Origin of the sequence: Streptomyces acidicola, from assembly GCF_009377235.1 — a bacterium.
GTDB classification, from domain to species: Bacteria; Actinomycetota; Actinomycetes; order Streptomycetales; family Streptomycetaceae; genus Streptomyces; species Streptomyces acidicola.
Genome location: NZ_VMNX01000135.1, coordinates 1 through 24,882 on the forward strand (window position 1 = coordinate 1; position 24,882 = coordinate 24,882).

Consider the following 24,882-nt stretch of genomic DNA (forward strand, 5'->3'; position numbering starts at 1 on the left):
ACCCCCTCCTCCCCCTGTTCACCCTCAGGAGTGACCCGGTTGCGGTGAGCGAGAGCTGAGGGTTACGTTCGCCGCAACAACCGCACACAGAAACGGCCCCCGGCCAGGACGGCAATCCTGATCGAGGGCCTGACCAACCAGGAAGAGAGACGCTTCCCGATGGCTGAACCGCAGTCTAACGCGCGCCTGCGCGCCGACGCCGGAGCTCCGACCTCCGGCGTGATCCACGTACGCACCCGCCTCACCGCCGACTTCACCGTGATCGCCAACGCCCTCGCGCAGCGGCGCGGAAGCGCGGTCACCGTCGGCGTCGCGGCGTACATCCTCTCGCTGCCCGACGGCGCCATCGTCAGCATCGCCGCGCTCTGCGCGCACTTCACCGAGGGCGAGATCCTCATCTCGCGGGCGCTACGGGAGTTGGAGGCCGCCGGATACCTGGAGCGGCGCCGCGAGCGCGGGCCCGACGGGCAGGTGCGTACCCGGACCTGCTTCTACGACGTACCGCGCCCCGAGAGGCAGCCCACTCCACCGCCCGGCCGGCCGACCAGGTCACGGGAGCTCTCCGAGGACCGCACCCCGGCCCGGACGCCACAGCCCAGCAGGCCGCCCTCATCCGGTGAAGCCGAGCACGTGGCGGCTCCTGCGCCCGTCGAGCCGCCCTCGCACGACACTGAAAGCCCGGCCGAAGCCACGCACTCGTCCGCCGCTCCACCGCCCGGTCCCGACGAGGCCGACCCTCAGGCAGTCGTCCTCCTCGCCTCTCTGCGGATCGTCGACCGCAGGCTTGTCCTTTCCCACCGCGAGGTCGCCGAGCTGGCCCCGGCCGTCTCCCAGTGGCTCGCGCGCGGGCTCCGCCCCGAGGAGATCACCGGCCTGCTCACCGACGGACTCCCCGACCGATTCCGGTCCCGCCCCGCGCGCGTTCTCGCTTACCGGCTCCGCGAGGTTCCCATCGCGACAGCAGTACCAGCCGCGGCCCCGGACACACCACCCGCGCAGCGAGCCGTCCTGCCCTGGCAGACCTGCGACGGATGCGAGCGCGCGTTCAGGGCCTCGGAGCCTTCCCGCTGCCGCGACTGCCGGTCCATCGACGAGGGGTACGTGGGCGCCACATCCGAGGCGAATCTGCCCGCCGCATGCTGAGGCGACGACACCGTAAGGATTGGAGCATGTCGGCGTACGTCACCGAGGCGCTCCATCCCCAGCAAGACCGGGACGTCCTCCGGGAACTGGTCGACTGGCTGGAGGAGGAACACGGCCCGATCACCGCGAGCGAGAATGCTGCCGTGCGGGAGGAGCTGCGCGGCCTCGCCGCCGAGCATGCTCAGCGGCGTGGGCGTACTGCTGGGCAGGGCGGTGAAGGGGGTCTTCAATAGGGGGTCTTCAAGGTTGAGCGGTGCCCGAGGAGCGCTGGCGCCAGAACGGTGACTCATGAGGATGTGACACTCCGCGGTGAGGTGCCGCATCCTCGCGAGACGAGGCGGACGCCGGTGGGGATCTCACCGCCGCCCGCCCGACCACGATCGCAGCCTGAGACCATCGAGCCACGGAGTCGCCGTCCAGACGCGTCAGGTCCCTCATGTCAGTACACGCTCGGCGCTCGTCCCTCCCGTCAGCCGTCCTCATCGGTTCTGAGCCGCCGCCCCCGTCCCCACCGTGAACCCGATGACCGTCCCCCCGCCCTCCCGCCGGAACGCGAAGGGCTCGCCCCCGTGCGCCGTGGCGACCTCGCGGACGATGGACAGGCCGAGTCCGGAGCCGGGCAGGCTGCGGGCGGCCGGGGCGCGGTAGAAGCGGTCGAAGACGCGGATCAGGTCGGCGTCGGCGATCCCCGGCCCGCGGTCGAGCACCTCCACGCGGACGGCGCCGTCGCTGTGCCCGTCGCTCTCGCTGTCACCGCCCACGGTCCGCTCCGCCTCCGTACCCAGCGCGCCCCCGCTCGCGCCCGCACCCGGCCCCGTCACCACGACCTCGATCGCCCCCGTCCATCCGCGATCGAACTTCGCCGCGTTCTCCACCAGGTTCGACACCGCCCGCTGCAGCGCCCCCACCCGCCCGGCGACCGTCGTGTCCCCGTGTGCCAGCACCACGACCTCCCGCCCGGTCCGCCGGCGGGCGACCGCCGCCACGTCCTCGACGATGTCCGCGAGCTCCACCCGCTCGACGGGCTCGGTACTGGACTGGCCGGCCGCGAGGTCGACCAACTCGTTGACGAGGTCGGTGAGTTCGCGGGCCTCCTGGGCGAGGTCGGCGACCAGTTCCTCACGGACCGACGCCGGGAACTCGTCGATCCGGCGCAGCAGGGAGATGTTCGTACGCAACGACGTCAGCGGGGTGCGCAGTTCGTGGCCCGCGTCCTGGACCAGCCGCCGCTGGTCCTCCTCCGACTGGGCGAGCCGTACCAGCATCCGGTCGAAGGAGCGGCCCAGCCGGCCCACCTCGTCGCGCCCGGTGACCGGCACCTGGATGGAGAGGCGACCGGTGCGGGCCACGTCCTCCGCCGCGCCGGCGAGCCGCACCAGACGCCGGGTCATGCGCCGCGCCAGCCACCAGCCGAACAGCCCGGCCGAGACGACGACGGCCGCCTCCAGCAGCACGGTCCGCTGCTGCAGCTCCCGCAGCAGGTCCTCCGTGTCGCTGAACTCCTGCGCGACCTGGATGGCACCCCGGCCGTGCCCGAGGGCGACGGTGGCCACGCGGTAACGGCCGTCACCCAGGGCCACCGTGTCGTGCTGGACCGTGCGGCCCGCCAACGCCTCGTCGGCCGTACCGCGGTCACTGGCGCGCACGGGCAGGGCGGGGCTGCCCTTGTCGACGAGTTTGCCGCGCGGACCGAGCACCTGGACGTCCGTACGGCCCGAGTCCATCAGCTCTTCGCGCGGCCCGCCCCGGTCGGAGGGCGCGTAGTCGTCGGGGCCGAGCTCCCGTTCCCGTACCTGTTGCTGCACGTCGCGCACCACCCCGGCGAACACCGTCTGCTGGTCCACCCGCACCAGCCGGGCGGCCGCGCTGTAGCTGAGGACCCCGACGACGACCGTGACGGCGGCGGCCACGGCGGCGAAGGACAGGGTGAAGGTCGCCCGCAGGGAGGAGACCCGGCGCAGGCGGGGGCGGAGGCGCACTCAGTCCTCCCTCAACACGTACCCCACGCCGCGCACCGTGTGGATCAGCACCGGCGCATCCGGCTCGTCGAGCTTGCGCCGCAGGTAGCCGACGTACACCGCGAGGTTCTTGGAGCCCGGGCCGAAGTCGTAGCCCCAGATGCGGTCGTAGATCGTCGCGTGGTCGAGGACGATCCCGGCGTTGCGCATGAGCAGTTCGAGGAGGTCGAACTCGGTCCGGGTGAGCTCCAGCTCGCGCGCCCCGCGCCAGGCCCGCCGGGCGTGCACGTCCATCCGCAGTCCGGCGGCGGACAGCAGCCCGGCGATGTCGCGGTCACCGGACGGCTTGGGCGGCGCGACAGTGTTACCTGTTCGGCGCAACAGCGCCCTCAGGCGGGCGAAGACCTCGTCTACGTCGAATGGCTTAACGACGTAATCGTCCGCTCCGGCGTCCAGACCGGCGATCCGGTCGGCCGTCTCGACGAGCGCGGTGAGCATCAGGATCGGCGTCCGATCGCCCTCCGCCCGCAGGACACGGCACACCTGGAGGCCGTCGATGCCCGGCATCATCACGTCCAGTACGAGGACGTCCGGGGTCGTGCGGTGCGCCTGCGCGAGCGCCTCCACGCCGTCAGCGACGGCCGTGACCTCGTAACCCTCCAGGGTCAGCGCGCGTTCCAGGGCATGTCGGATGGCGCGGTCGTCCTCGGCGAGCAGCACATTCTGGGGCACCCCACCAGTCTGCCAAGGTCACGGCCGCGAACCACCTGACGGAGTCGGACAGAGGTGGGCTTCTTACCCGCCTCTCACCCGGGCCGGGCGGGTGCCTTACCTCGCCGGGCCACCGTGTCCGGTGTGCCAGGCGGACCACCGGACCGAGGTCACGCCGGGAAGGATCGTATGGATCACATGGGTCGCGTGGGTCATATGGGTCGCAGGGAGCGCGGGGAGTGCGGGGAAGGCAGCACGCGCGCGGACGATGACGAGGCCGCGGAGGGCGGGGAGGACGGGGATCGGAATCACACGGTCCGCATGGATCGCGCGGACCGTACGGAGCGAACGTACCGGCCGGACCGGACGGACCGGACGGAGCAGGGCACGCACGGGGATCACGGCGACGGGACGGACTGCGGCGAGCAGCACGGGTACGCGTCCCCTACGGGACTGACGACGAGCGGGTCCCACACCGGGCGGACGCCCGCCCCGCGCACGACGATCCACCGCACGACGACGAAGGTCCAGCGCATGAAGATCGTGTTCCTGCTGCACAACGCGTACGCCATCGGCGGCACCGTCCGCACGACGCTCAACCTGGCGTCGGCGCTGGCGGACCACCACGACGTGGAGATCGTGTCCATGTCCCGGCACCGCGACACCCCGCGCTTCGCGGTCGACCCGCGGATCGCACTGGTCCCGCTGGTGGACACGCGCCCGGGCAGCAGAGACCTTGACGACCCCGCCTTCGCGCAGCCGGCCGTCGACTTCCCCGCCGAGGACAAACGCCACCACCAGTACACACGCCTCACCGACCGGCGGGTCCGCGCCCTTCTCGCCCGCTGTCACGCGGACGTCGTGATCGGCACCCGCCCCGGCCTCAACGTGTACGTCGCCCGTTTCGCGCCCCGCCGCGCCCTGCGCATCGGCCAGGAGCACCTGCGCCACGACGCGCACGACAAGCGGCTGCGCAAGGTGCTCGCCCGGCACTACCGGGCGCTGGACGCGTTGGTCACGACCACCGAGGCGGACGCGAACGCGTACCGCGCCCACATGCCCCTGCAGGGCGTGCAGGTGATGTCGGTGCCGAACATCGTGCCGGCGGCCGGTGTCTCCCCCTCCCCCGGCACCGCCCCGGTCATCGCGGCGGCGGGCCGACTGGCCCCCGGCAAACGCTTCGACCTGCTCCTGGAGGCGTTCGCACGGGTCGCGTCGAAGGAACCGGACTGGCGGCTGCGCATCTACGGCGGCGGCAAGCAGAAGGAACGCCTGAACCGCCTCATCGACGAGCTCGGCCTCTCCGGCCGGGCCCGCCTCATGGGCCCGCGCACGCCCATCGAGGCCGAGTTCGCCAAGGCGTCGCTGGTGGTGAGCGCCTCGGACGCGGAGTCGTTCGGGATGACGCTGGTCGAGGCGATGCGCTGCGGGGTGCCGGTCGTCAGTACGGACTGCCCGCTCGGGCCCGCCGAGATCATCACCGACGGCGTCGACGGCCGCCTCGTCCCGGTCGGCGACTCCCGCGCCCTCGCCGACGCCATCCTCGAACTGATCGCCGACGAGCCGACCCGCCGCGCCATGGGTACCGCCGCCCTCAACAGCGCCCACCGCTACGACGCGGCCCCCATCCTCGCCCGCTACGAGCTCCTCTTCGCCGAACTCCGCGCCACCCGCTGCCGCCGCGCCTGGGATCGGGAACGGTCCCGGATGACGGCCTGGACCCTCCGCCGGAACCGCTCACTGCGTCGCCGGGTACGGGCCTGGGCCACCCGCATGGGGTGGCCGGGGACGCGGGCGGCCCGGGAGATGTGAGGGCACCCGAATCCGGCCGGCCGGCCCCGGTGTGCCCTCAGCCCGGGGCCGGCCGTGCCACCTGCGCGCCTACGCGCTCCGTGAAGGGTCCAACGCCGCGAGCTGCTGCTCGAAGGGAACCACGGCCGGCAACTCGGACTCCCTCCGACGGAGCACGGGCTCGGGGCTCGACGCGGGCCCGGACGCGAGCTCGGACCCGGGCCCGGACGCGTGCTCGAGCTCGGGCACTGACTCGGGCTCGGGCACTGACTCGGATACGGACCCGGCCGCGCCGCCCCGCAGCCCGGCCATCAGCCCCGCCAGCTCCCCCGCCGCTCTCTGGACCCGCCCGGCGAGCCCCTCGGCCCCCCAGTCCTCGGACGCCGCGTACACGGCCGTCGGTACGACGATCGCACGCAGGTAGGCGAACAGCGGGCGCAACGCGTGCTCCAGGACCAGCGAGTGGCGGGCCGTACCACCGGTCGCCGCGACCAGCACCGGCTTCCCCACCAGCGCGTCCCGGTCGAGCACGTCGAAGAACGACTTGAACAGCCCGCTGTACGAGGCGGAGAACACGGGCGTGACCACGATCAGCCCGTCGGCGGCCTTCACCGCGTCCAGCGCGGAGGACAGCCGCGGCCCCGGGAAGCCGTTGGTGAGGTTGTGGGCGATCTCCACGGCCAGGTCGCGCAGCTCGACGACCTGGACCTCGGCATCGGTGCGCTCGGCGGTCGCGGCGGCGAGCCGGTCCCCCAGCAGCCGCGTGGACGACGGAACGCTCAGCCCGGCCGACACGACGACGAGCCTCATGCGGTACGCACCTCCTCGGCGGACGCCCCGCCCTTGTCGTCGTTCTGCTTACTGCTGTTCTGCTTGCTGCTGTTCTGCTTGCTGCTGTTCTGCTTGTTGTCGTTCTGCTTGTTGTCGTTCTGCTTGTCCTGGTCCTTGGCGGCCAGCAGTGACGCGTGCGTCGGCGCGTCCGGCACGTTCGCCGGGCGTCCCTTCGCGAACTCCTCGCGCAGCACCGGCACGACCTCCTCGCCGAGCAGGTCGATCTGCTCCAGCACGGTCTTCAGCGGCAGCCCCGCGTGGTCGACCAGGAACAGCTGGCGCTGGTAGTCACCGGCGTACTCCCGGAAGGCCAGCGTCTTCTCGATCACCTGCTCCGGCGTCCCGACCGTCAGCGGCGTCTGGTCCATGAAGTCCTCCAGGGAGGGCCCGTGACCGTACACCGGCGCGACATCGAAGTACGGCCGGAACTCGCGCACCGCGTCCTGGGAGTTCTTCCGCATGAAGACGTGCCCGCCCAGTCCGACGATCGCCTGCTCGGGCGTGCCGTGTCCGTAGTGCGCGTACCGGGAGCGGTACAGCTCGACCATCTGCTTGGTGTGGGAGGCCGGCCAGAAGATGTTGTTGTGGAAGAAGCCGTCGCCGTAGTACGCGGCCTGCTCGGCGATCTCCGGGGAGCGGATGGAGCCGTGCCAGACGAACGGGGGTACGCCGTCCATCGGTCGCGGTGTGGACGTGAAGCCCTGGAGCGGCGTACGGAACTTGCCCTTCCAGTTCACGACGTCCTCGCGCCACAGCCGGTGCAGCAGGGCGTAGTTCTCGATGGCGAGGTTGATGCCCTGCCGGATGTCCTGCCCGAACCACGGGTACACCGGCCCGGTGTTGCCGCGCCCCATCATGAGGTCCACCCGGCCGTCGGCCAGGTGCTGGAGCATCGCGTAGTCCTCGGCGATCTTCACCGGGTCGTTGGTGGTGATGAGGGTGGTGGCGGTGGAGAGGACCAGCCGCTCGGTGCGGGCGGCGATCCAGCCCAGCATGGTCGTGGGCGACGACGGCACGAACGGCGGGTTGTGGTGCTCCCCCGTCGCGAACACGTCGAGCCCGACCTCCTCGGCCTTCTGCGCGATCGCGACCATGGCCTTGATGCGCTCGCGCTCGGTCGGCGTCCGGCCCGTGGTCGGGTCGGGAGTCACGTCGCCGACGCTGAAGATCCCGAACTGCATCATCGTTTGCCACCCTCCAGGTTGTTTACGATTCAACTATACCTGCAAACGGAGACCCTCGCCGGACTATTCCCAGAGCCGCCGCCCGCGGGCCGCCCCGCGGCCACCCCCGAGGAACCGACTGAAACGGACAAACCAGCCGAACCGGCCCACTGTCAGACCCCGCCCCTACCATCCCCTCATGGCAGCCCCACGCCGTGACACCCGCGGCATCGTCGACGCACCGGAGCTCTTCGCCCGCGTCCGCTTCCGCCGCCGCGAGCCGACCGGACCGCTCCGCCCCTACGTGGAGCACTACTGGCTGATCGACTGGGACCTGACCGAGCCCTACGTCTCCCATGTCGTCCCGCACCCCTCCGTCAACATCGTCTTCCAGCGGTACGGGAGCCAGGACCCCGCCGGCTCCGGGGAGGTCGCCTTCGGGGAGGTCGCCGGCATCGGCCTCGACCTGTTCGTCCAGAAGCTGGAGGGACGGGGACGCGTCTGCGGCGCCAAGTTCCGCCCCGGCGGCTTCCGCCCCTTCGCGCCCGAGCGGCCGGCCGGCGACTGGACGGGCCGGCGGATACGGCTGCCAGAGGTGTATCCGGGGCGCGACGCCGCAGCCGACACCGAGGCCGTCCTCAACCCCGCCTCCGACGACGCCCGCGTCACCGCCCTCGACGGGTTCCTGCTCGCCCTCGACCCGAGGCCCGACCCCCAGGCCGACCTCGCCATGACCCTCGTCGACCGCATCCGCACCGACCGCACCATCCGCCGCGTCGGCGACTTCGCCCGCGGCGAGGGCATGTCCGTACGACTCATACAGCGGCTGTTCGCCGCGTACGTCGGCGTCGGGCCCAAGTGGGTCATCCTCCGCCACCGCATCCACGAGGCCCTGGAACACGCCGAGACCGACCAGGCCGTCGACTGGGCCGCCCTCGCCGCCGACCTCGGCTACGCCGACCAGGCCCACCTCGCCCGCGACTTCACCGCCACGGTCGGGGTACCGCCCACGGCGTACGCGGAGGCCACCGCGCGCACGTGAACCGCGCGGTGACGCCTGGCCGACCCGCTGCTTCGCGTGCTACTTCGCGTGCAGAACCGCGTAGATCATCACGAACGCCACGAGGTGGATACCGAACAGGAAGTACGCGAGGTACCACCACACATACCGCTCGTTCTTCTTCTCCTCGGCCAGACGCCGCCGCTCCAGAGAGAGCTCGCCGGCCTCACCAGGCTGCAGGGACTCCCCGAGCTTCCCAGGCTCCCCGGACTGCTCGGACTCCCCGGCCTGCTCGGACTCTCCGGACTCCCCGGGCATCAGAGCTCCCGGTGAACCTTGGTGTTGGAGGCCTGGGCGCGGGGCCGCAGGACCAGCAGGTCCACGTTGACGTGGCCGGGCCGGGTGACCGCCCATGTGATGGTGTCCGCCACGTCGTCGGCGGTGAGCGGCTCGGCCACGCCCTCGTACACCCGCGCGGCCTTCTCCTTGTCGCCGCCGAAGCGGGTCAGCGCGAACTCGTCCGTCTTCACCATGCCCGGCGCGATCTCGATCACCCGCACCGGCGTCCCGACGATCTCCAGCCGCAGCGTCTCCGCGAGCACGTGCGCACCGTGCTTGGCGGCGACGTACCCCGCGCCGCCCTCGTACGTGCCGTGCCCGGCCGTGGACGACACCACGACGACCGTGCCGTCACCGCTCGCCGTGAGCGCCGGAAGCAGCGCCTGGGTCAGATTCAGGGTGCCGATGACGTTCGTCTCGTACATACGGCGCCAGTCCTCCGGGTCACTCGTGGCGACCGGATCGGCGCCGAGCGCGCCACCCGCGTTGTTCACCAGCACGCCGACGGTCCTGAACGCGGTGGCGAACTCGTCCACGGCCGCCCGGTCCGTCACATCCAGCGCGTACGCCGCGGCCGAGTGCCCCGCGGCGCTGATCTCCTCCGCCAGGGCCTCGATCCGGTCCTTGCGGCGCGCGGTCAGCACCACGCGGTACCCGGCCGCGGCCAGCTGCCGGGCCGTCGCGGCCCCGATACCGCTGCTCGCACCCGTGACGACGGCGATACGGGAGGCGGCGGACGGTGTTGCGGGGGCGGTCATGGACGTGACTCCTCGTTACCGGACGGGCGGCTGCTCCCGGCAAGGATAGGTCTGTCTCAGCTGCCACTCCTCGGCGCGTACATGATCACCGCCACCCCGGCCAGACAGACCAGCGCACCGATCACGTCCCACCGGTCCGGCCGGTACCCGTCCGCGACCATGCCCCAGGCCAGCGAACCGGCCACGAACACCCCGCCGTACGCCGCGAGGATGCGGCCGAAGTTCGCATCGGGCTGAAGAGTCGCCACGAACCCGTACGCCCCGAGCGCGATGACCCCCGCCCCGATCCACACCCACCCACGATGCTCCCGCACCCCTTGCCAGACCAGCCACGCACCACCGATCTCGAACAACGCGGCGACGACGAAGAGGGCGATGGAACGGGCGATCAACATACGAGCAGCTTCGCACGCCGGTCCGGCCGGGGATTTCCCGCCCCGGGGACCGACGCCGCACAAGAGCAGCCGTCATCAGGTGACAACGGGCCCCGAGCCGATCGACTCGGGGCCCGTCGCACGTCCACCTCAGCCCTTCACACAGATGACCTGCCTCAGCTTCGCCACGACCTGAACCAGATCCCGCTGCTGGTCGATGACCTGCTCGATCGGCTTGTACGCGCCCGGAATCTCGTCCACGACACCGGAGTCCTTGCGGCACTCCACGCCCCGCGTCTGCTCCTCCAGGTCCTTGGTCGAGAAGCGGCGCTTCGCAGCGTTGCGACTCATGCGCCGACCGGCACCGTGCGAGGCCGAGTTGAAGGACTTCTCGCTGCCGAGCCCCTTCACGATGTACGAGCCGGTGCCCATCGAGCCCGGAATGATGCCGTACTCCCCTGCCCTCGCACTGATCGCCCCCTTGCGGGTGATGAGCAGGTCCATGCCTTCGTAGCGCTCACGGCTCACATAATTGTGATGGCAACTGACCTCGGGCTCGAAGGTCACCCGGGCCTTCTTGAACTCCTTGCGGATCACGTCCTTGAAGAGGGCCATCATGATCGACCGGTTGTACTTCGCGTACTCCTGGGCCCAGTAGAGATCGTTCTGGTACGCCGCCATCTGCGGGGTGTCCGCCACGAAGACAGCCAGGTCACGGTCGATCAGCCCCTGGTTGTGGGGGAGCTTCTGAGCCACACCGATGTGGTACTCGGCCAGTTCCTTGCCGATGTTCCGGGAACCGGAATGGAGCATGAGCCAGACCACCCCCTCATCACTTATGCAAATTTCTGCAAAGTGATTTCCGGATCCGAGCGTTCCCATCTGCTTTGTGGCTCGCTCGTGACGGAACTTGACCGCATCTGCAACCCCCTCGAACCGCCCCCAGAAGTCGTCCCACCCCGCGGTGGCCAGCCCATGGAACCCTCCCGGATCAACGGGACTGTCATGCATCCCCCGCCCCACCGGAATGGCCTGCTCGACCTTCGACCGCAGCCGCGAGAGATCCCCCGGCAGATCGTTCGCCGTCAGCGACGTCTTCACCGCCGACATCCCGCAGCCGATGTCCACTCCCACCGCCGCAGGACACACCGCGCCCTGCATCGCGATGACGGACCCGACCGTCGCGCCCTTGCCGTAGTGGACGTCCGGCATGACCGCCAGGCCCTTGATCCAGGGCAGGGTGGCGACGTTGCGGAGCTGCTGCATCGCGACGTCCTCGACCGACGCGGGGTCGGTCCACATGCGGATGGGTACCTTCGCGCCCGGTACCTCTATGTACGACATATCGCCCTCAATCCCCCGAAGCAACAACAGAAGTCTGAAATCGCAAAACCGGCGCCAAGGTCAGTGAAATGGGATGCCGGACCGGCGTCCACGGCAGTGCGTGCGATACACATTGTGTTCAGCGGCCGCCCTGGCGCGGCAAGCGAATAACCCCAGATCCAGGCGCAGCCCCGGATCCAGACCCGTGACCCCGGTGGTCCGTCGAGAGGAGCCCTCCGTGCAGCCGAAGGCGTACGTACCCGGCGTCGCCGTGCTCCTCACGGCGTTGCTGGCCGGCTGCACCGGCTCCGACGAGTCGAACAGCCCCGACGACAAGCCCGGCGCCTCCAGCACCACCGCGCCCGCCGCCCCGCCCGGCCGCTACCGCACGCTCCCCGAGCCGTGCGGCGTGGTCTCCAAGGGCGCGCTGGACGCGCTCCTTCCCGGCATCAAGCAGCTCACGGACGAGGAGCAGCGGGAGACTGCGTACGAGGGCGAGGCGACGCAGACGTTCGACACGGACCGGCGGGTGGGGTGCCGGTGGAAGGTGGAGTCCACCGTCGCCACGGACCACCTGTTCCTCGATTTCGAGCGCGTGGTGTCGTACGACAACGCGGTGAGCGACGACGACAAGGCGGCGGAGGTCTATGCCGCCAAGTTGGAGGCCGCGGACCTTCCCGAGCCGTCCGCCGCGGAGAGCGACGGCGGCGACAGTAAGAAGGACGGCAAGAAGGCCGACGGCGGGGAGGGTGGCAACGAGGACGAGACCGGGACCTCCGGCGACCCGAAGCCCTCCGAGTCCACCTCCGAGTCCGCCTCCGATTCCTCCAGTTCGTCCGACGTGCCTGATTCATCCGACTCATCTGGTTCACCCGACTCGGCCGATTCCTCCGCCTCCCCCAGCGGGACGCCCGCCGCGCTTCAGCCCCGCACGCTCGACGATCTCAGCGACGAGGCGTTCCTGAACGACGAGCTGAGCACGGCGCAGCAGCGGACGGTAACTGTGGTATTTCGCACGTCCAACGTCATTGTGACCGTCGAGTACGCGGAGCAGCCGACGTCCGTGACAGAGATGCCGGACAGCAAGGAAATGCAGGACAGGGCGCGAAATCTGGCCGCGCGGCTGGCGGAGTCGTTCAACGACTGACCGCCTCCGGGCTGACTCCGCAAAGCGGCTGAAGGACAGCCACTCCTCTTGCTCAACGCGTACCGTGGCCCCTCGTACCCGATCCGGCAGCACTACCACAGGCGTCATGCAGGAACCACGAACGTCATGAGCATCATGAGTGAAGGAACCATGCACCGATCAGCACAGCGAGATCAGCATCATCATCGAGGCGGGCGAGGCCACGCAGGCAGGGGCGTCCGGCGGTTCCTTGTGGGCGCCGCGGCACTTCCGGTGATGCTCGTCGCGGCCGGCTGCTCCTCGGGCTCCGGCTCCGGTGACGACGCGGCGAAGGCGAAGGAGTCGGCGAGCCCGACGGCGAAGCAGTCGGCGACGGCTTCGGCGAACGAGGTGAAGGCGGCGGCGTACGGGAAGCTGCCCGAGGCGTGCACGGTGTTGTCGAAGAAGACCCTGGAGGACCTGGTCCCGGAGGGTGCGAAGTCGGGCAAGGCGATCAATGACGGTGAGCCGGACGTCAGTGGCGACTGCCGCTGGACCAGTCTCGACAACAAGGGTGTGAAGGGTTCGCAGTACCGCTGGCTGAGCGTGTCGCTGCTGCTGTTGGACTCGGACGCGGCGCGTGGTGCCGGTGACGAGCGGGCGCGGGCCCAGTTCGACAAGAGGCTCTCGGAGGCGCAGGCGGTCGAGGGTGCGAAGAACGTGAAGTCGGAGCCGGTGACCGGTACGGGTGACCAGGCGACGGCGGTGCGCTACGACCTGAAGAAGAAGGAGGGTTCCTTCAAGCAGCAGACGGTCGTGGCGCGGGTCGAGAACGTGGTGATCACGCTCGACTACAACGGTGCGGGTTTGGCGGGTGACAAGACGCCGGACGCGGACGAGCTGCTGAAGAGCGCGAAGGCGGCTGCCAAGCAGATCGTGGCGGCCATCGGCGCGGCGAACGACGAGGCCGAAGGATCGGGTTCGAGCGCGTCGCCGTCGAAGTCGGCTTCGAAGCCTGCTTCGGAGTCGGGGGACAGGGCCGCGGACAAGGGTTCGGGTTCCGAGAGCGGCGAGCCGTCGGCGTCGGCGAGCAACAAGTAGAACTCGGTCTGTAGCCGCGGCTGCGGCTGAACCCGCTGTGTCACCAGGCTTTTTGCGGGAGCCCAGCCGTTCTGCGGGCCGGGCTCCTCGGTGACCGGCCAAACGCACGACACACACATGTGCCACCCTGTTGCGCGCAACAACACGCACTGGGAGGGGATTACGGGTGGCGACGCCACAGCTGACACGGACGCACCGCATTCTCATAGGCGTTGTCGTGACCGGCGCCGTGATCATCGCCGCTATCGGTTTCGCGGGTTCGTACGCGGCCGTCCGTGAGCTCGCCCTCCAGAAGGGCTTCGGGAACTTCAGTTATGTCTTCCCGATCGGTATCGACGCGGGTATCTGCGTCCTGCTGGCCCTGGATCTGCTGCTCACGTGGATCCGGATCCCGTTCCCCCTGCTCCGTCAGACGGCGTGGCTGCTGACGCTGGCGACGATCGCGTTCAACGGCGCGGCGGCCTGGCCGGACCCGCTGGGTGTCGGCATGCACGCGGTGATCCCGGTGCTGTTCGTGGTGTCGGTGGAGGCGGCCCGGCACGCGATCGGCCGGATCGCGGACATCACGGCGGACAAGCACATGGAGGGGGTGCGGCTGACGCGTTGGCTGCTGTCGCCGCTTCCGACGTTCCTGCTGTGGCGCCGTATGAAGCTGTGGGAGCTGCGGTCGTACGACCAGGTGATCAAGCTGGAGCAGGAGCGGCTGGTGTACCAGGCACGGCTGCGGTCCCGTTTTGGGCGTGCGTGGCGGCGCAAGGCTCCCGTGGAGTCGTTGATGCCGTTGCGTCTGGCGCGGTACGGCGTGCCGTTGGCGAACACGGCTCCGGCGGGTCTGGCGGCGGCGGGCATCGAGCCGGCGCTGCTGCCTCCGGCGCCGCAGCCGCAGCCGGAGTTGGAGTTGGAGCGGGCGTCCGGTGGGGCGGTGGATGGTCGCGGTACCGGCCCGGCGCAGGCTCAGACACAGGCGCAGGCCCAGGAGCAGGCTCAGGTGGGCCCGGCGGCGCCGCAGCGCCCGCTTCCGCAGGGTGGAGGGCCGGTCGAGCAGCCGGAGTACCTCCAGGAGTTCCCGGAGGAGCAGAGCCCGTGGTTCGCGGCGGCCGCGCCGCAGGAGGTCGAGTACCGGGGCGGCTACAACCCCGCGTACGAACCTGAGGAGCCGTACGAGCAGTGGTACGAGGAGCAGCTGCCCGATCAGCCGTTCGATGAGCCGCAGGCGGAGCAGCGCCGGTACCAGGAGCGGCAGCCCGGACAGCAGCACTTCCAGAAGCAGGGGCCCGAGCAGCAGCAGTACCCGGAGCAACAGCCTCAGCTGCCCCAGCAGCCGTACCAGGAGCAGCCCGGTGAGGCGCTGGAGTCCGCGTCCGAGACGACGGGGAGTTTCCCCATCCCGTCCGGTCCGAATCGTACGCGTCAGCTCGGTGAGGGCGGTGGGCCCCCGGAGCCGGACGACGAGGCGTACTACCAGGTCTTCAAGCAGTCGATAAGCGGCAGCGGCTACCCGACTCCACGCGAGTTCAGCGACAACGTCGAGGCGACCTATGGTGTCCCGCTCCTGGACGCCGACGCCAAGAAGATGGTCCTGCGCTTCACCGATCGCCACGACGCGCAGATGCAAGAGGACCACATTGCCTGAGACGGCCGCAGACTTATGCCGCGCACATGGCCGCCGTCCCGTACGTGACCGCGCGAGGAGAGCCCTCGAAGGAACCTGTCGTTCCTTCGAGGGCTCTCTCGTGCTTCAGGTGTGTCGGGCTATCGCGCCGCGTAGCCGAAGCGGGCGCCGGCCGAGGGGAGTCCGCCCTGGCCGGGCTGGTAGGTGGTGACGGCGGCGACCGTGCCGCCGGCGGTCACGTTGGACATCGGCAGGGCGTAGAGGGTGCCGTAGGCGGACGGGCCGTACGGCATGCCCGCGTACAGGTGTGTGCCGGTGAAGTGGATGCTGGAGCCCAGGTTCTGGTTGGCGCCGGGCGTACCCGGGATGCCGGCGCCGTTGCCCGCCTCCAGCCAGCGGTCGTTCGCGCCGGGTGTGCCGAGGAGCGAGAAGGTCTGGATCGCGCCCGCCTTCGTCACCGTGCCGATGGCCTCGCCCGTGACGCCGACGGCCAGCTTCAGCGTCTCCGTGGTGCTGACGGCACGCGGCGCGGTGTTCACGGCGGTCAGGGTCGAGCCGAAGGCGTCGCCGACCTCGGCGGTGCCGGTCACGTCGTCGGTGGCGGTGCCCTGCGAGAAGCCGCTGAGCTGGCTGTACGTGCCCGAGCCGGTGACGCGGAAGGTGTGGACGCTGCCCACGTCGGCCTTGTCGACGCCGTCGATGGGCAGGTCCTCACCGGGTGAACCGACGGCGAGGATCGACTCGTTGGCGGTCGCCGCGCCCGCCGGGCGGTACGGGACGAGGGCGAGGGACTTGCCGAACTGGTCGCCGGCCTCGGCGCCGCCGGAGACCGTGTCCAGGTCCTGGTCGAGGCCGAACAGCGGGGTGGGCCTGCCTTCGGCGTTCAGCTTGTTGGGGTCGAAGACGGCGAGGTTGCCGGCGTCCGCCTTGGTGCCGATGGCCTCGCCGGGGGCGCTGATGGCGATGTGGTTGGAGTCGGCCGCGACGGCGCCGCCGAAGCCGTCGTTCGCCTCCACGGCGCCGGGCACGTCCAGGCTGTCCTGGTGGATGGAGACGTTGGTGGTGCCGTGCACGTAGAACGCCTGTCCGGCCTTGACGACGGAGCCGAGGGCCTCGCCGGGCTCGCCGATCACGATGAACGGCTCGCCCGCGTTGGTGGTGGCGGCGGCGAGGGTCTGGCCCAGACGGTCGCCGCTCTCGTTGGCGGAGGCGCTGAGGGAACCGTTGCCGGCGCCCTGCTGGTAGTGGGTGTTCTTCTTCGTGCCCGTGCCGAGGCCGCCGGGGGCGCCGTGCAGGATGTCGACCACGCCGGTGTCGGTGGCGGTGCCGATGTCCTCGGAGGGGGTGCCGACGACGAGGTCGGTGCAGCCGTCCTCGTCGTAGTCGACGGTGGCGATGGCCTCGCCGAACCAGTCGTCGGTCTCGGCGATGTCGGGCACCCAGTCGAGGTCCTGGTGGATCTCGGCGGTGCCCTTGCCGCCGCCGTAGACGATGCGGACGAGGCCCGCGCCGGCCTTGCCGCCGACGGTCGCCTTGGGGTCGGCGATGGCGATGTCCTCGGTGCCGTCGCAGTTGAAGTCGGTGATGCGGGGCGCACCCACCTTGGAGTCCACCCAGGAGGCGAGGTCGTCGACGCGGGCGGCGATGCCGCCGGTTCGGGTCTCGGTGGCGTCGGTGCCGAAGCAGCCGCCCTGGTACGACCGGCTGCTCAGAGCGGCCAGTTGAGGGGTGCCGCCCGTCACGCGGACCAGGGGGCCGCCGGTGTCGCCCTTGCAGGCGGCCGCGCCGTCCTTGCCGGTGACGGTGGCGGTGGTGGCGTCGGAGGTGTCCACCGAGAACGCGCCGGTGTGCAGGTTCAGGGGTGCCCACTCGGTGGTGCTGCGCCCGTAGCCGGCGAGCTTCAGCTCCTCGCCCGTGGTGGGGGCGGTGGTGGCCAGGGCGACGGGGGTGACGTTGGTGACGGGGCGGTTCAGTCGGGCCAGTACTACGTCGCGGTCGGTGCGGGGCACGAGTTCGACGACCTGGCGGACCGCGCCCGCGGTGCTGGTGAGGTCGGAGCGGCCGATGGTCGCCGTGGTCTTCAGCTTCGGCTTGCCCGCGGGCACCGTCAGGTCGGCGACCGGGTTGTCGGCGAAGCAGCTGGCCGCGGTGAGCAGCCATTCGCGGTCGACGAGGACGCCGGAGCAGCCGCGGTCGTGGTCGCCGAGGATGAGTTGCGCGGTGTAGGCGTGGGTGGTGTCGGAGGCGGGGGTGGCGGGGCCGGTCACGGCGGTGGCGGGTGCGGCGGTGAGCACGACGGGTCCGGCGATCAGGGCGGCGGCCAGTGCGGCGAGGCGCACGGGTCTGGTGTGTCGCATCAAGGGGTTCCTCGGTGGCAGGTCTGTGGCAGGTCAGGTCTGTGGCAGGTCAGGTCTGTGACAGCCAGATCTGTCGCAGTCGGATCTGTGACAGCCAGATCTGTCGCAGTCGGATCTGTGGCCGTCGGATCTGTGACAGCCAGATCTGTCGCAGTCGGATCTGTGGCCGTCGGATCTGTGACAGCCAGATCTGTCGCAGTCGGATCTGTGGCCGTCGGATCTGTGGCAGTCAGGTCTCTTGCAGGTCTGGCAACGGGCTCGGGTTGGTGGGCCCTACTTGGAGGTCCTGATCTCCACGAGCATGTGGGGGCGCGCCTGATCGTCCGCGCTCTCGCCCACCGCCTTCCAGGAGTTCGCGGGGACGTCGTAGGACTTCTCCTCCGTGCCGACGGTCATGTCGAGCTCGGTCGTGTACTCGTTGGACTTCACGCCGTAGACGGAGGGGATCTCCAGCGTCAGCCAGCCGCTGTCGCCGGTGACCTTGAAGCAGACGTTCAGCGTTTCGCGGGACCAGATCTCCAGCAGTCCGCTGCCGGCGGCGCAGTCGGCGAGCGTGATGTGGCCGTCGCCGCGCTTGAGGACGATGTTCTGCTCTTCGAGGATCCTGTCGGCCCCCGGGTAGTCGAAGTCCTCGACGGCGAAGCCCGGGGCCTCGTCGGCGATGGCCCGGGCGGTGGCGGCGTCCGTCTCGGCGGGTGTTCCCGCCGGGGTGCCCGCGACCACGAGCCAGGCCAGGGCGCCCGCTGCCGCGGCCGCGCCCAGAGCGCGTCCCATGAGGCGTCTCGTTGTTGACGCGGTTCTGCTACGTGCCTTCATTGCAGTCCTCGTGCTCGGTTCCGATGGAACGTCCGGAACACGTCCGGAACGCATGGAAAACGGTTGTGAAGGCTACGGCGCCACGGCACGACGGAGAAATAGAAAGTAAACGCGTATGACCGGAAACAAATGCGGTCACGAACACCCCCCGACACCCCCGAAATTCGGCGGGAGAGCCCCCTGATCGGGGATCGCAAAGCGTGGCTCACTCCCGCAGCCAAGGGAATGCAAAACCGAACCCAAGGTTTTGTCCATCGAAATAAATCAGGCCAAACGACCGATAACGCTTGGCTCGATTGTGACTCCCGTCACTGCGCGGAATGGTTGCGCTTCCGCTTGTGGGGACTCCATGAAAGGTAAATAAATATTCGATAACACACCTGCCTTTCATTAATCCACAGCTGACGCTCTCTTTACTCTTGTCCGGAAATTCACTGGCCAGAAAACCGATGCGCCCCGCCGCGTCACCTTTTGGGTGCGCGGCGGGGCGTCACGTCGTCGTATCCCGAACGGGAAGGATGCACACTGTGTCAGCGCCGTTGTCGTCAGCGTCGTTGTGGAGCAGACGCCGAATACTCACTGCTCTCGCCGGGGCGGCCGCCGTCCCCGCTCTGCCCTCCATCGCCACCCTCACCGCCACCCCCGCCCACGCCGCCGACCCGGACACCGGCGACAGCGGACTGCCCGACACCGACCGGGGCAGGGCCGTGTGGGAGTACAAGGTCGGCGGCCGCGCGGTCCGTGAGGCCGCCGCAGCCGCCCTGGCCGGCGCCCCGGCCGCCGTGTCCGCCTTCCTCACCGGCGAACTCCCCACGGCGAAGGCGGAGGACAACCGCTTCGCGGTCCTCGCCGGCCTCGCCTACGCCGGCAAGTCCGTGCAGGAGTCGGCCGAAGCGGCGTTGTCCGCGGGGGACGACGCAATCGCCGCCTACCTGCGCGACGGCTACGTACAGCCCGTCGAGACGGACCTGCGGGTGGCCGTCCTCACGGTCATGAACAACAGCGGCACCGCCGTCAGGCGGGAGGCCACCAAGGCGCTGGACCAGGGCACCGAGACGGCTCTGCGGACGTTCCTGACCCAGACCCAGTACACGGCGCTGCAGGAGGACGAGCGGGTCGAGGTCTTCACCATCCTGAGCACCTCCTCCCCGGAGGTGAAGAAGTACGCGGAGCGCGCCCTGAACGACGGATCGCCCGAGGCGATCCACCAGTTCCTCGTCTCCGGCCAGTACATCGCCCGTGCCCGCGACGAAGAAGCCGCGACCATCGACCAGTTGGTCAAGATCGTGGAACGGGAGGGCAAGCGGGCGCAGTTGCAGACGGAGCAGGCCGTCGCCGCCTCCGACCAGGCGAAGAAGGCGGCCGAGAAGGCCAAGGCCGCCGCTCTGAAGGCGGCCGAGGAAGCGAGGGCGGCCCAGAACGACGTCCGCAAGTCGGCCACGGCGGCGAACAACGCGGCGAGCGCCGCACGCGGGGCCGCCGATGCCGCCAACACTGCGATCTCCGCCTCCCGCACCGCCCAGGCCGCCTCCAGCCGTGCCGCGCAGGCCGCGCAGGCCGCCGCTGCCGCCGCCGCGTCGGCCGGGAACGCCGCCTCCCGCGCCTACAACGCCGCGATCGCCGCCTCCAAGGACGCCTCCAAGGCCTCCGCCGCCCGCACGGCCGCCCAGGGCGCACGGAACGCCGCCGCACGCGCGAGCACCGCGGCCAAGGCCGCCGACCAGGCCGCCATCGCGTCCCAGCAGGCCTCTTCCGCCGGTTCCGCCGCCGCGAGCGCGGCCCAGAACGCCGCCGCGGCCGCGAACGCAGCCGCCGACGCCGCCACCTCCGCGGGTGTCGCCCAGTCCCAGGCGGCCAAGGCGAGGCAGGCCGCGGCCGAGGCCGACGCCGCAGCCGCGCGGGCCACGCGGGCCGCGAACAGCGCCCAGACCCTGGCGAACCGGGCGGCCACCGCCGCCCGCGTGGCACGCGACGCCGCCAACAGCGCCGCCGCGCACGCCCTGAAGGCCGCGGACGCGGCCGACGAGGCGGCGGCGAACGCGGGCAAGGCGATCGAGTACGCGAAGCGGTCCACCGAGTACGCCGAGGCGGCGATGCAGGCGGCGACCACGGCCTCCGACGCCGTCAAGGAAGCCCAGGAGGTGGAGCAGGCCGCCCGCGAGGCGGAGACCGCCCGCATCGCCGAGGACACGGAACTCGGCATCGAGGAGGCACGCCTGAGGGCGAAGGCCGAGACCGACGACGCCGCCCGGGTCGACAGGCAGCGCACGCAGGTGGACCAGACCGCCACGGAGATCAAGGACCTCATCGCCGCGGCCGACTCGGCTTGGAAGTCCGGGGACACCGACACGGCCGTCACCACCGGCCGGAAGGCCGCCGTCAAGCTCCTCGACTCGACCGGCACATGGACCAGGGAAGCCGCCGAGTTCGCCCTCTCCGGCACCGACGAGGACGTGGTCAACTGGCTCGACGCCGACCGCCTCCTCGCCCAGCGGCAGGACGACCGGGAGAACGTTCTCGCCATCGCGACGGCCGCCCCGTCCGCCGTCGCCGAGGCCGCCCACCGGGCGCTGGCCGCCGAAGAGCCGGACGCGCCCAGCGACTTCCTCGCCAACGGAGTCATCGAGGCGGCCGCCACCGACAACCGCGTCATGGTGTTCGAGGTCCTGAACCAGAACCCGGGCGCGGCCGTCAAGGCGAAGGCCGAGGCGGCACTGGACGACGGAAGCGCCCTGGCCCTGCACCGCTTCCTCACCCTCGACCTGGCGGAGGCGACGAAGCAGGACGACAACGTCGAGGTGTTCCGCCTCCTCGACTCCGGCGGCCCCTACATGCAGTCGGCGGCGAAGATCGTCCTGGAGGGCTCCGCTCGTATGCGGCACTCCTTCGTCGTCCGCGACCAGTTCAACATCGCCCGCCTCGACCACGACCACGCCACCCACGTCGCCGCCATCCGCGCCGCCATCGCGCACGCCGCGAAGGTGGCCGCGAAGGCGCTGGAGGACGCCGCACTGGCGTCCAAGGCGGCGGCGGAGGCCCGCCAGGCGGCGCAGGAGGCGTCCGACTGGGCGGCGAAGGCGAACGGCTACGCCAAGGACGCCGAAGACTCGGCCGCCGAGGCGAAGCGGAACGCGGACGACGCCGACAGGTCAGCGGCCTCCGCGGCCCAGTCGGCCAAGGACGCCCAGTCGGCGGCGGCCACCGCACGCGGCGCGGCCCGCACCGCGAACTACTCGATGCGGCAGGCGGTCGCGTCGGCCAAGCAGGCGGTGACGTTCGCCTCCCAGGCGCAGGCCTCCGCCACCCAGGCCCAGGCCGCCGCCCAGCAGGCCGGCCAGGACGCGCGGGCCGCGGCCGCTGCCGCCAGCGAGGCCCGCTCGATCGCCGTCGCGAAGCGGAAGGCCGAGGCCGCGGAGGCGGCGCGGAAGGCGGCCGAGCAGGCGAAGCTCAACGAGCAGACCGGCACCAACCCCTCCGACAGCCCCGAGTACGACGACACCGGTGACACCAAGTACTGGGGCATGTGGCCCGAGGACACCGGTGACGACAAGGACTGGGCGGCAGCCACCGGGCACTGGAGCACGGTCTTCGGAACAGCCGCCGTCGTACTCGGAGCGGGCGCCCTGCTCTTCCCGCCGGCCGCACCGGTCCTCGGACCGCTCGCTTTCGGTGCCGGTCTCATTTCCTGGGGTCTGCAGGGGGTGAGTGCCTACTTCACCGGAGAGGGTTACGGCTACGGCAGCAGCAAGTTCAATGAGGCGCTCGGCATTTTCGTGGTCGGCGGCATATTCTTCGGCAAGGGCCAGCTCTTCAAGAAGTTCGGACTGGCCGAGGAGGTCGGCGCCAAGGTGTCGGGAGTCGTCAGCGATGCGGCGACCTCGGTGATCGGCTGGCTCGGCTGGTAGATACCGCACGCATACCGGTAGGGGTGATGCGTGCCGTGCACCACGAGTACGCATCACCCCTGTGTCATCCCGCCATCCCGTTCCCGGCATCCGGTTCCCGTCATCCCGTCGTCCGCGGCACCCGCCCGCCCCATCAACAAAGGGGAAATTCCGTGCTGACCTCTACGTTCTCCGTCACCGACTGGTGGATAGCGGCCATCGTGTCCGGTATCGCCCTGGCGCTGGCGGTACAGTCCATGGTCACCACGAAACGGGACAAACTGAAGGCGGTACTGCTCCCCCTGGCCGGAGCGGCCTGCATCGTGCTGAGCTCGGCCGCAAACGGGTACGAGGGAAAAACGCCGCTGATGCTGTTCACGGCGACCATGCTGGGCCTGACCTTTACGCGGATCATTTTCGCCGGATACATCGGACGCCAGGTCGAACTGGTGCGTTCGGGAAAGCCCATGAAGGAACTGACGGGCATGCAGGTCGTGCTCTTCTTCGTCACCTTCACGGCGGTCGTGGCGGCCATGGCCGTAGTTCTGTAAGAAGCCGGCAGGCCGTGAACCAGAAGATCCTCGTACGGTGACGGGGCGCCCGGAGATGCCCCGGACGCCCCGTCACCGTACACACGCCAGACCGCTTACTCGCGTTACTCGCGTTACTCGCCAAGCAGCCTGCGCACCCGGTCCTGCCCGACGGCGAGCAGGAGGGTGGGCAGCCGCGGCCCGGTGTCGCGCCCCACGAGCAGGTGGTAGAGCAGGGCGAAGAACTTCCGCTGATCGCTCTTGATCTCGGCCGGCAGTTCCTTGGGGGTGGCGTCGGCGGAGAAGCCGGCCTGGACCTTGGGCACGCCGTAGACGAGGTGGGAGAGCCCGTCGAGGGACCAGTGCGAGTCGAGCCCGTCGAGGAGGAGCCGCAGCGACCCCTGCCCCTGCTCGTCGAGGGACTTCAGCAGCTCGGCGTCCGGCTCGTCACGCACGATGGTGCGCTGGTCGGCGGGCACCTGGGTGTTGATCCACGCCTCGGCCTTGTCGAGCCGCGGCCGTACCTCGTCCAGCGAGGCGAGCGGACTGGCGGGGTCGAACTCGCTGAGGATGCGCAGGGCCTGGTCCTGGTGGCCGGCGGTGATGTCGGCGACGGAGGCAAGCGTGCGGTACGGCATGGGCCGGGGCGTGCGCGGCAGCTCGCCTCCGGCGGTCCGCACGGCACGCGAGTGCGCGGCGACGTCGGCGGGAAGAGCGGCCCCCTCGGCGACCTTGGCGTCGAGCTTGTCCCACTCGTCGTACAGCCGCTGGATCTCCTGGTCGAAGGCGATCTTGAAGGACTGGTTGGGCCTGCGGCGGGCGTACAGCCAGCGCAGGAGCTGCGGCTCCATGATCTTCAACGCGTCGGCAGGGGTAGGGACCCCGCCCCGTGACGACGACATCTTCGCCATCCCGCTGATCCCCACGAAGGCGTACATGGGCCCGATCGGCTGCTTCCCGCCGAAGATCCCGACGATCTGCCCACCGACCTGGAAGCTGGACCCCGGTGAGGAGTGGTCGACGCCGCTCGGCTCGAACACGACCCCCTCGTACGCCCACCGCATGGGCCAGTCGACCTTCCAGACCAGCTTGCCGCGATTGAACTCGCTCAGCAGCACGCTCTCGGAGAAGCCGCAGGCGTCGCAGACGTACGACAACTCGGTCGTGTCGTCGTCGTACGAGGTGACGGTGGTGAGGTCCTTCTCGCACTGCCCGCAGTAGGGCTTGTACGGGAAGTACCCGGCGGAGCCGCTGCTCCCGTCGTCCTCGGCGGCGGCGCCCGACCCCTCGGCGGCCTCCACCTCGGCCGCGTCGACGGGCTTCTGGGACTGCTGCTTCTTGTGCGCGCCCTGGGCGGGCTTGGCCTTGGTCCGGTACTGGGCGAGGACGGCGTCGATCTCGCCCCGGTGCCGCATCGCGTGCAGGACCTGCTCGCGATAGACACCCGAGGTGTACTGGGCGGTCTGGCTGATCCCGTCGAACTCGACGCCCATCTCGGCGAGCGACTCGATCATCGCGGCCTTGAAGTGCTCGGCCCAGTTGGCGTGGGCGGAGCCCTTGGGGGCGGGTACGGAGGTGAGCGGCTTGCCGATGTGCTCGGCCCAGGACGGGTCGACGCCGGCGACGCCGTTCGGAACCTTCCGGTACCGGTCGTAGTCGTCCCAGGAGATCAGATGGCGTACCTGGTACCCCCGCCGCCGGATCTCGTCGGCGACGAGGTGGGGCGTCATGACCTCGCGGAGGTTGCCCAGGTGAATGGGCCCCGAGGGGGACAGCCCGGACGCGACGACGACAGGTTTGCCCGGGGCCCGACGCTCCGACTCCTCGATGACCTCATCCGCGAAACGGGAGACCCAGTCGGTGGTCTCGGTGCTCTGAGCCACGATCGGCACGTCCTCTTTTTCTGGAAGTTCCTCATCCGCAGCCGGTACGGTCACACGGCTGACCGCACCATTCTCCCAGCTACGGCCACAACAACGAAAACGCCTTTTCAAGACCCGAGACGAAGGCCCGGGCTCATGGCCCGAGGCCAAGGCCGAGGGGCGCGGGGAACTGCGCGACCGGCCACAACGAACCCGCACCCAAC

The 24,882-nt window shown here is 70.3% G+C and carries 20 protein-coding genes; 9 read left to right on the forward strand and 11 right to left on the reverse strand.

All coding sequences use genetic code 11. From position 1 onward, the window contains the following. Positions 1-159 precede the first annotated feature (159 nt). Both FPZ41_RS29035 and FPZ41_RS29040 read left to right on the forward strand, forming a co-directional pair. Positions 160-1,143 carry a hypothetical protein gene (locus FPZ41_RS29035; RefSeq protein WP_152866626.1) on the forward strand — a complete coding sequence of 328 codons (984 nt, stop codon included), beginning with the start codon at positions 160-162 and terminating at the stop codon, positions 1,141-1,143. A gap of 26 nt (positions 1,144-1,169) precedes the next feature. Next, positions 1,170-1,376 (forward strand): CopG family transcriptional regulator, encoded by a 207-nt coding sequence (locus FPZ41_RS29040; RefSeq protein WP_152866627.1) that lies wholly within the window; start codon positions 1,170-1,172, stop codon positions 1,374-1,376. A 246-nt stretch (positions 1,377-1,622) separates the two neighbouring features. Here the strand turns inward: FPZ41_RS29040 and FPZ41_RS29045 are convergent, their stop codons facing one another. Both FPZ41_RS29045 and FPZ41_RS29050 read right to left on the reverse strand, forming a co-directional pair. Then, a complete protein-coding gene (locus tag FPZ41_RS29045) occupies positions 1,623-3,122 on the reverse strand; it encodes a HAMP domain-containing sensor histidine kinase (protein ID WP_322620866.1) in 1,500 nt (499 codons plus the stop codon). After that, positions 3,123-3,833, reverse strand: coding sequence for a response regulator transcription factor (locus FPZ41_RS29050; RefSeq protein WP_322620867.1), 711 nt, complete (start codon positions 3,831-3,833; stop codon positions 3,123-3,125). Positions 3,834-4,346: 513 nt separating this feature from the next. Here FPZ41_RS29050 and FPZ41_RS29055 point away from each other — a divergent pair. Continuing rightward, complete coding sequence (locus FPZ41_RS29055; protein ID WP_152866641.1) at positions 4,347-5,624, forward strand: glycosyltransferase family 4 protein; 1,278 nt, start codon at positions 4,347-4,349, stop codon at positions 5,622-5,624. Between the two features lie 69 nt (positions 5,625-5,693). On the opposite strand, the gene FPZ41_RS29060 is transcribed toward FPZ41_RS29055, so the two are convergent. Beyond that, positions 5,694-6,413: an FMN reductase gene (locus tag FPZ41_RS29060; RefSeq protein WP_152866628.1), complete on the reverse strand. Its 720-nt coding sequence runs from the start codon at positions 6,411-6,413 to the stop codon at positions 5,694-5,696. Then, positions 6,410-7,615, reverse strand: coding sequence for an LLM class flavin-dependent oxidoreductase (locus FPZ41_RS29065; protein WP_228023045.1), 1,206 nt, complete (start codon positions 7,613-7,615; stop codon positions 6,410-6,412). Before FPZ41_RS29065 ends, FPZ41_RS29060 begins: the two co-directional genes overlap by 4 nt. 181 nt (positions 7,616-7,796) lie before the next feature. On the opposite strand from FPZ41_RS29065, the gene FPZ41_RS29070 reads away from it, so the two are divergent. Continuing rightward, the gene (locus tag FPZ41_RS29070) at positions 7,797-8,639 is read left to right on the forward strand and encodes a helix-turn-helix domain-containing protein (RefSeq protein ID WP_152866629.1); all 843 of its coding nucleotides are present in this window, start codon (positions 7,797-7,799) and stop codon (positions 8,637-8,639) included. Positions 8,640-8,678: 39 nt separating this feature from the next. Here FPZ41_RS29070 and FPZ41_RS29075 read toward each other — a convergent pair whose 3' ends face one another. The 4 genes from FPZ41_RS29075 to FPZ41_RS29090 all read right to left on the reverse strand — a co-directional run bounded on the left by FPZ41_RS29075 (position 8,679) and on the right by FPZ41_RS29090 (position 11,412). Then, positions 8,679-8,915, reverse strand: a complete 237-nt coding sequence (locus tag FPZ41_RS29075) for a hypothetical protein (protein WP_152866630.1) — start codon at positions 8,913-8,915, stop codon at positions 8,679-8,681. Further along, the gene (locus tag FPZ41_RS29080) at positions 8,915-9,694 is read right to left on the reverse strand and encodes an SDR family NAD(P)-dependent oxidoreductase (protein WP_152866631.1); all 780 of its coding nucleotides are present in this window, start codon (positions 9,692-9,694) and stop codon (positions 8,915-8,917) included. Before FPZ41_RS29080 ends, FPZ41_RS29075 begins: the two co-directional genes overlap by 1 nt. Positions 9,695-9,750: 56 nt before the next feature. Further along, a complete protein-coding gene (locus FPZ41_RS29085; RefSeq protein WP_152866632.1) occupies positions 9,751-10,089 on the reverse strand; it encodes a YnfA family protein in 339 nt (112 codons plus the stop codon). Between the two features lie 129 nt (positions 10,090-10,218). Beyond that, entirely contained in the window at positions 10,219-11,412 is a 1,194-nt protein-coding gene (locus FPZ41_RS29090) for an RtcB family protein (RefSeq protein WP_152866633.1), read from the reverse strand. A gap of 217 nt (positions 11,413-11,629) precedes the next feature. Here FPZ41_RS29090 and FPZ41_RS29095 point away from each other — a divergent pair, with 217 nt between their 5' ends. The 3 genes from FPZ41_RS29095 (at position 11,630) to FPZ41_RS29105 (ending at position 15,230) form a co-directional block, all read left to right on the forward strand. Next, positions 11,630-12,538, forward strand: a complete 909-nt coding sequence (locus tag FPZ41_RS29095; protein WP_322620868.1) for a DUF3558 domain-containing protein — start codon at positions 11,630-11,632, stop codon at positions 12,536-12,538. A 255-nt stretch (positions 12,539-12,793) separates the two neighbouring features. Further along, positions 12,794-13,597: a DUF3558 domain-containing protein gene (locus FPZ41_RS29100; protein WP_322620869.1), complete on the forward strand. Its 804-nt coding sequence runs from the start codon at positions 12,794-12,796 to the stop codon at positions 13,595-13,597. Between the two features lie 166 nt (positions 13,598-13,763). Continuing rightward, positions 13,764-15,230, forward strand: coding sequence for a DUF2637 domain-containing protein (locus tag FPZ41_RS29105; RefSeq protein WP_322620870.1), 1,467 nt, complete (start codon positions 13,764-13,766; stop codon positions 15,228-15,230). 119 nt (positions 15,231-15,349) lie between these two features. Here the strand turns inward: FPZ41_RS29105 and FPZ41_RS29110 are convergent, their stop codons facing one another. Beyond that, a complete protein-coding gene (locus tag FPZ41_RS29110; RefSeq protein WP_152866635.1) occupies positions 15,350-17,566 on the reverse strand; it encodes a trypsin-like serine protease in 2,217 nt (738 codons plus the stop codon). 273 nt (positions 17,567-17,839) lie between these two features. Next, positions 17,840-18,340: a hypothetical protein gene (locus tag FPZ41_RS29115; RefSeq protein WP_152866636.1), complete on the reverse strand. Its 501-nt coding sequence runs from the start codon at positions 18,338-18,340 to the stop codon at positions 17,840-17,842. Positions 18,341-18,909: 569 nt separating this feature from the next. Here FPZ41_RS29115 and FPZ41_RS29120 point away from each other — a divergent pair. Both FPZ41_RS29120 and FPZ41_RS29125 read left to right on the forward strand, forming a co-directional pair. After that, a complete protein-coding gene (locus tag FPZ41_RS29120; protein WP_322620871.1) occupies positions 18,910-22,287 on the forward strand; it encodes a hypothetical protein in 3,378 nt (1,125 codons plus the stop codon). 152 nt (positions 22,288-22,439) lie between these two features. Beyond that, positions 22,440-22,817, forward strand: a complete 378-nt coding sequence (locus FPZ41_RS29125) for a hypothetical protein (protein ID WP_152866638.1) — start codon at positions 22,440-22,442, stop codon at positions 22,815-22,817. A gap of 113 nt (positions 22,818-22,930) precedes the next feature. Here FPZ41_RS29125 and lysS read toward each other — a convergent pair whose 3' ends face one another. Continuing rightward, positions 22,931-24,688, reverse strand: coding sequence for a lysine--tRNA ligase (gene lysS, locus FPZ41_RS29130; protein ID WP_322620872.1), 1,758 nt, complete (start codon positions 24,686-24,688; stop codon positions 22,931-22,933). Positions 24,689-24,882 lie beyond the last annotated feature (194 nt).

What these genes read in the sequence shown, in the direction of transcription:
- FPZ41_RS29035 (WP_152866626.1), top strand. Translation starts at nt 160, where the DNA reads ATGGCTGAACCGCAGTCTAACGCGCGCCTGCGCGCCGACGCCGGAGCT.
- FPZ41_RS29040 (WP_152866627.1), top strand. Translation starts at nt 1,170, where the DNA reads ATGTCGGCGTACGTCACCGAGGCGCTCCATCCCCAGCAAGACCGGGAC.
- FPZ41_RS29055 (WP_152866641.1), top strand. Translation starts at nt 4,347, where the DNA reads ATGAAGATCGTGTTCCTGCTGCACAACGCGTACGCCATCGGCGGCACC.
- FPZ41_RS29060 (WP_152866628.1), bottom strand. Translation starts at nt 6,413, where the DNA reads ATGAGGCTCGTCGTCGTGTCGGCCGGGCTGAGCGTTCCGTCGTCCACG.
- FPZ41_RS29065 (WP_228023045.1), bottom strand. Translation starts at nt 7,615, where the DNA reads ATGCAGTTCGGGATCTTCAGCGTCGGCGACGTGACTCCCGACCCGACC.
- FPZ41_RS29070 (WP_152866629.1), top strand. Translation starts at nt 7,797, where the DNA reads ATGGCAGCCCCACGCCGTGACACCCGCGGCATCGTCGACGCACCGGAG.
- FPZ41_RS29075 (WP_152866630.1), bottom strand. Translation starts at nt 8,915, where the DNA reads ATGCCCGGGGAGTCCGGAGAGTCCGAGCAGGCCGGGGAGTCCGAGCAG.
- FPZ41_RS29080 (WP_152866631.1), bottom strand. Translation starts at nt 9,694, where the DNA reads ATGACCGCCCCCGCAACACCGTCCGCCGCCTCCCGTATCGCCGTCGTC.
- FPZ41_RS29085 (WP_152866632.1), bottom strand. Translation starts at nt 10,089, where the DNA reads ATGTTGATCGCCCGTTCCATCGCCCTCTTCGTCGTCGCCGCGTTGTTC.
- FPZ41_RS29090 (WP_152866633.1), bottom strand. Translation starts at nt 11,412, where the DNA reads ATGTCGTACATAGAGGTACCGGGCGCGAAGGTACCCATCCGCATGTGG.
- FPZ41_RS29100 (WP_322620869.1), top strand. Translation starts at nt 12,794, where the DNA reads ATGCTCGTCGCGGCCGGCTGCTCCTCGGGCTCCGGCTCCGGTGACGAC.
- FPZ41_RS29110 (WP_152866635.1), bottom strand. Translation starts at nt 17,566, where the DNA reads ATGCGACACACCAGACCCGTGCGCCTCGCCGCACTGGCCGCCGCCCTG.
- FPZ41_RS29115 (WP_152866636.1), bottom strand. Translation starts at nt 18,340, where the DNA reads ATGGGACGCGCTCTGGGCGCGGCCGCGGCAGCGGGCGCCCTGGCCTGG.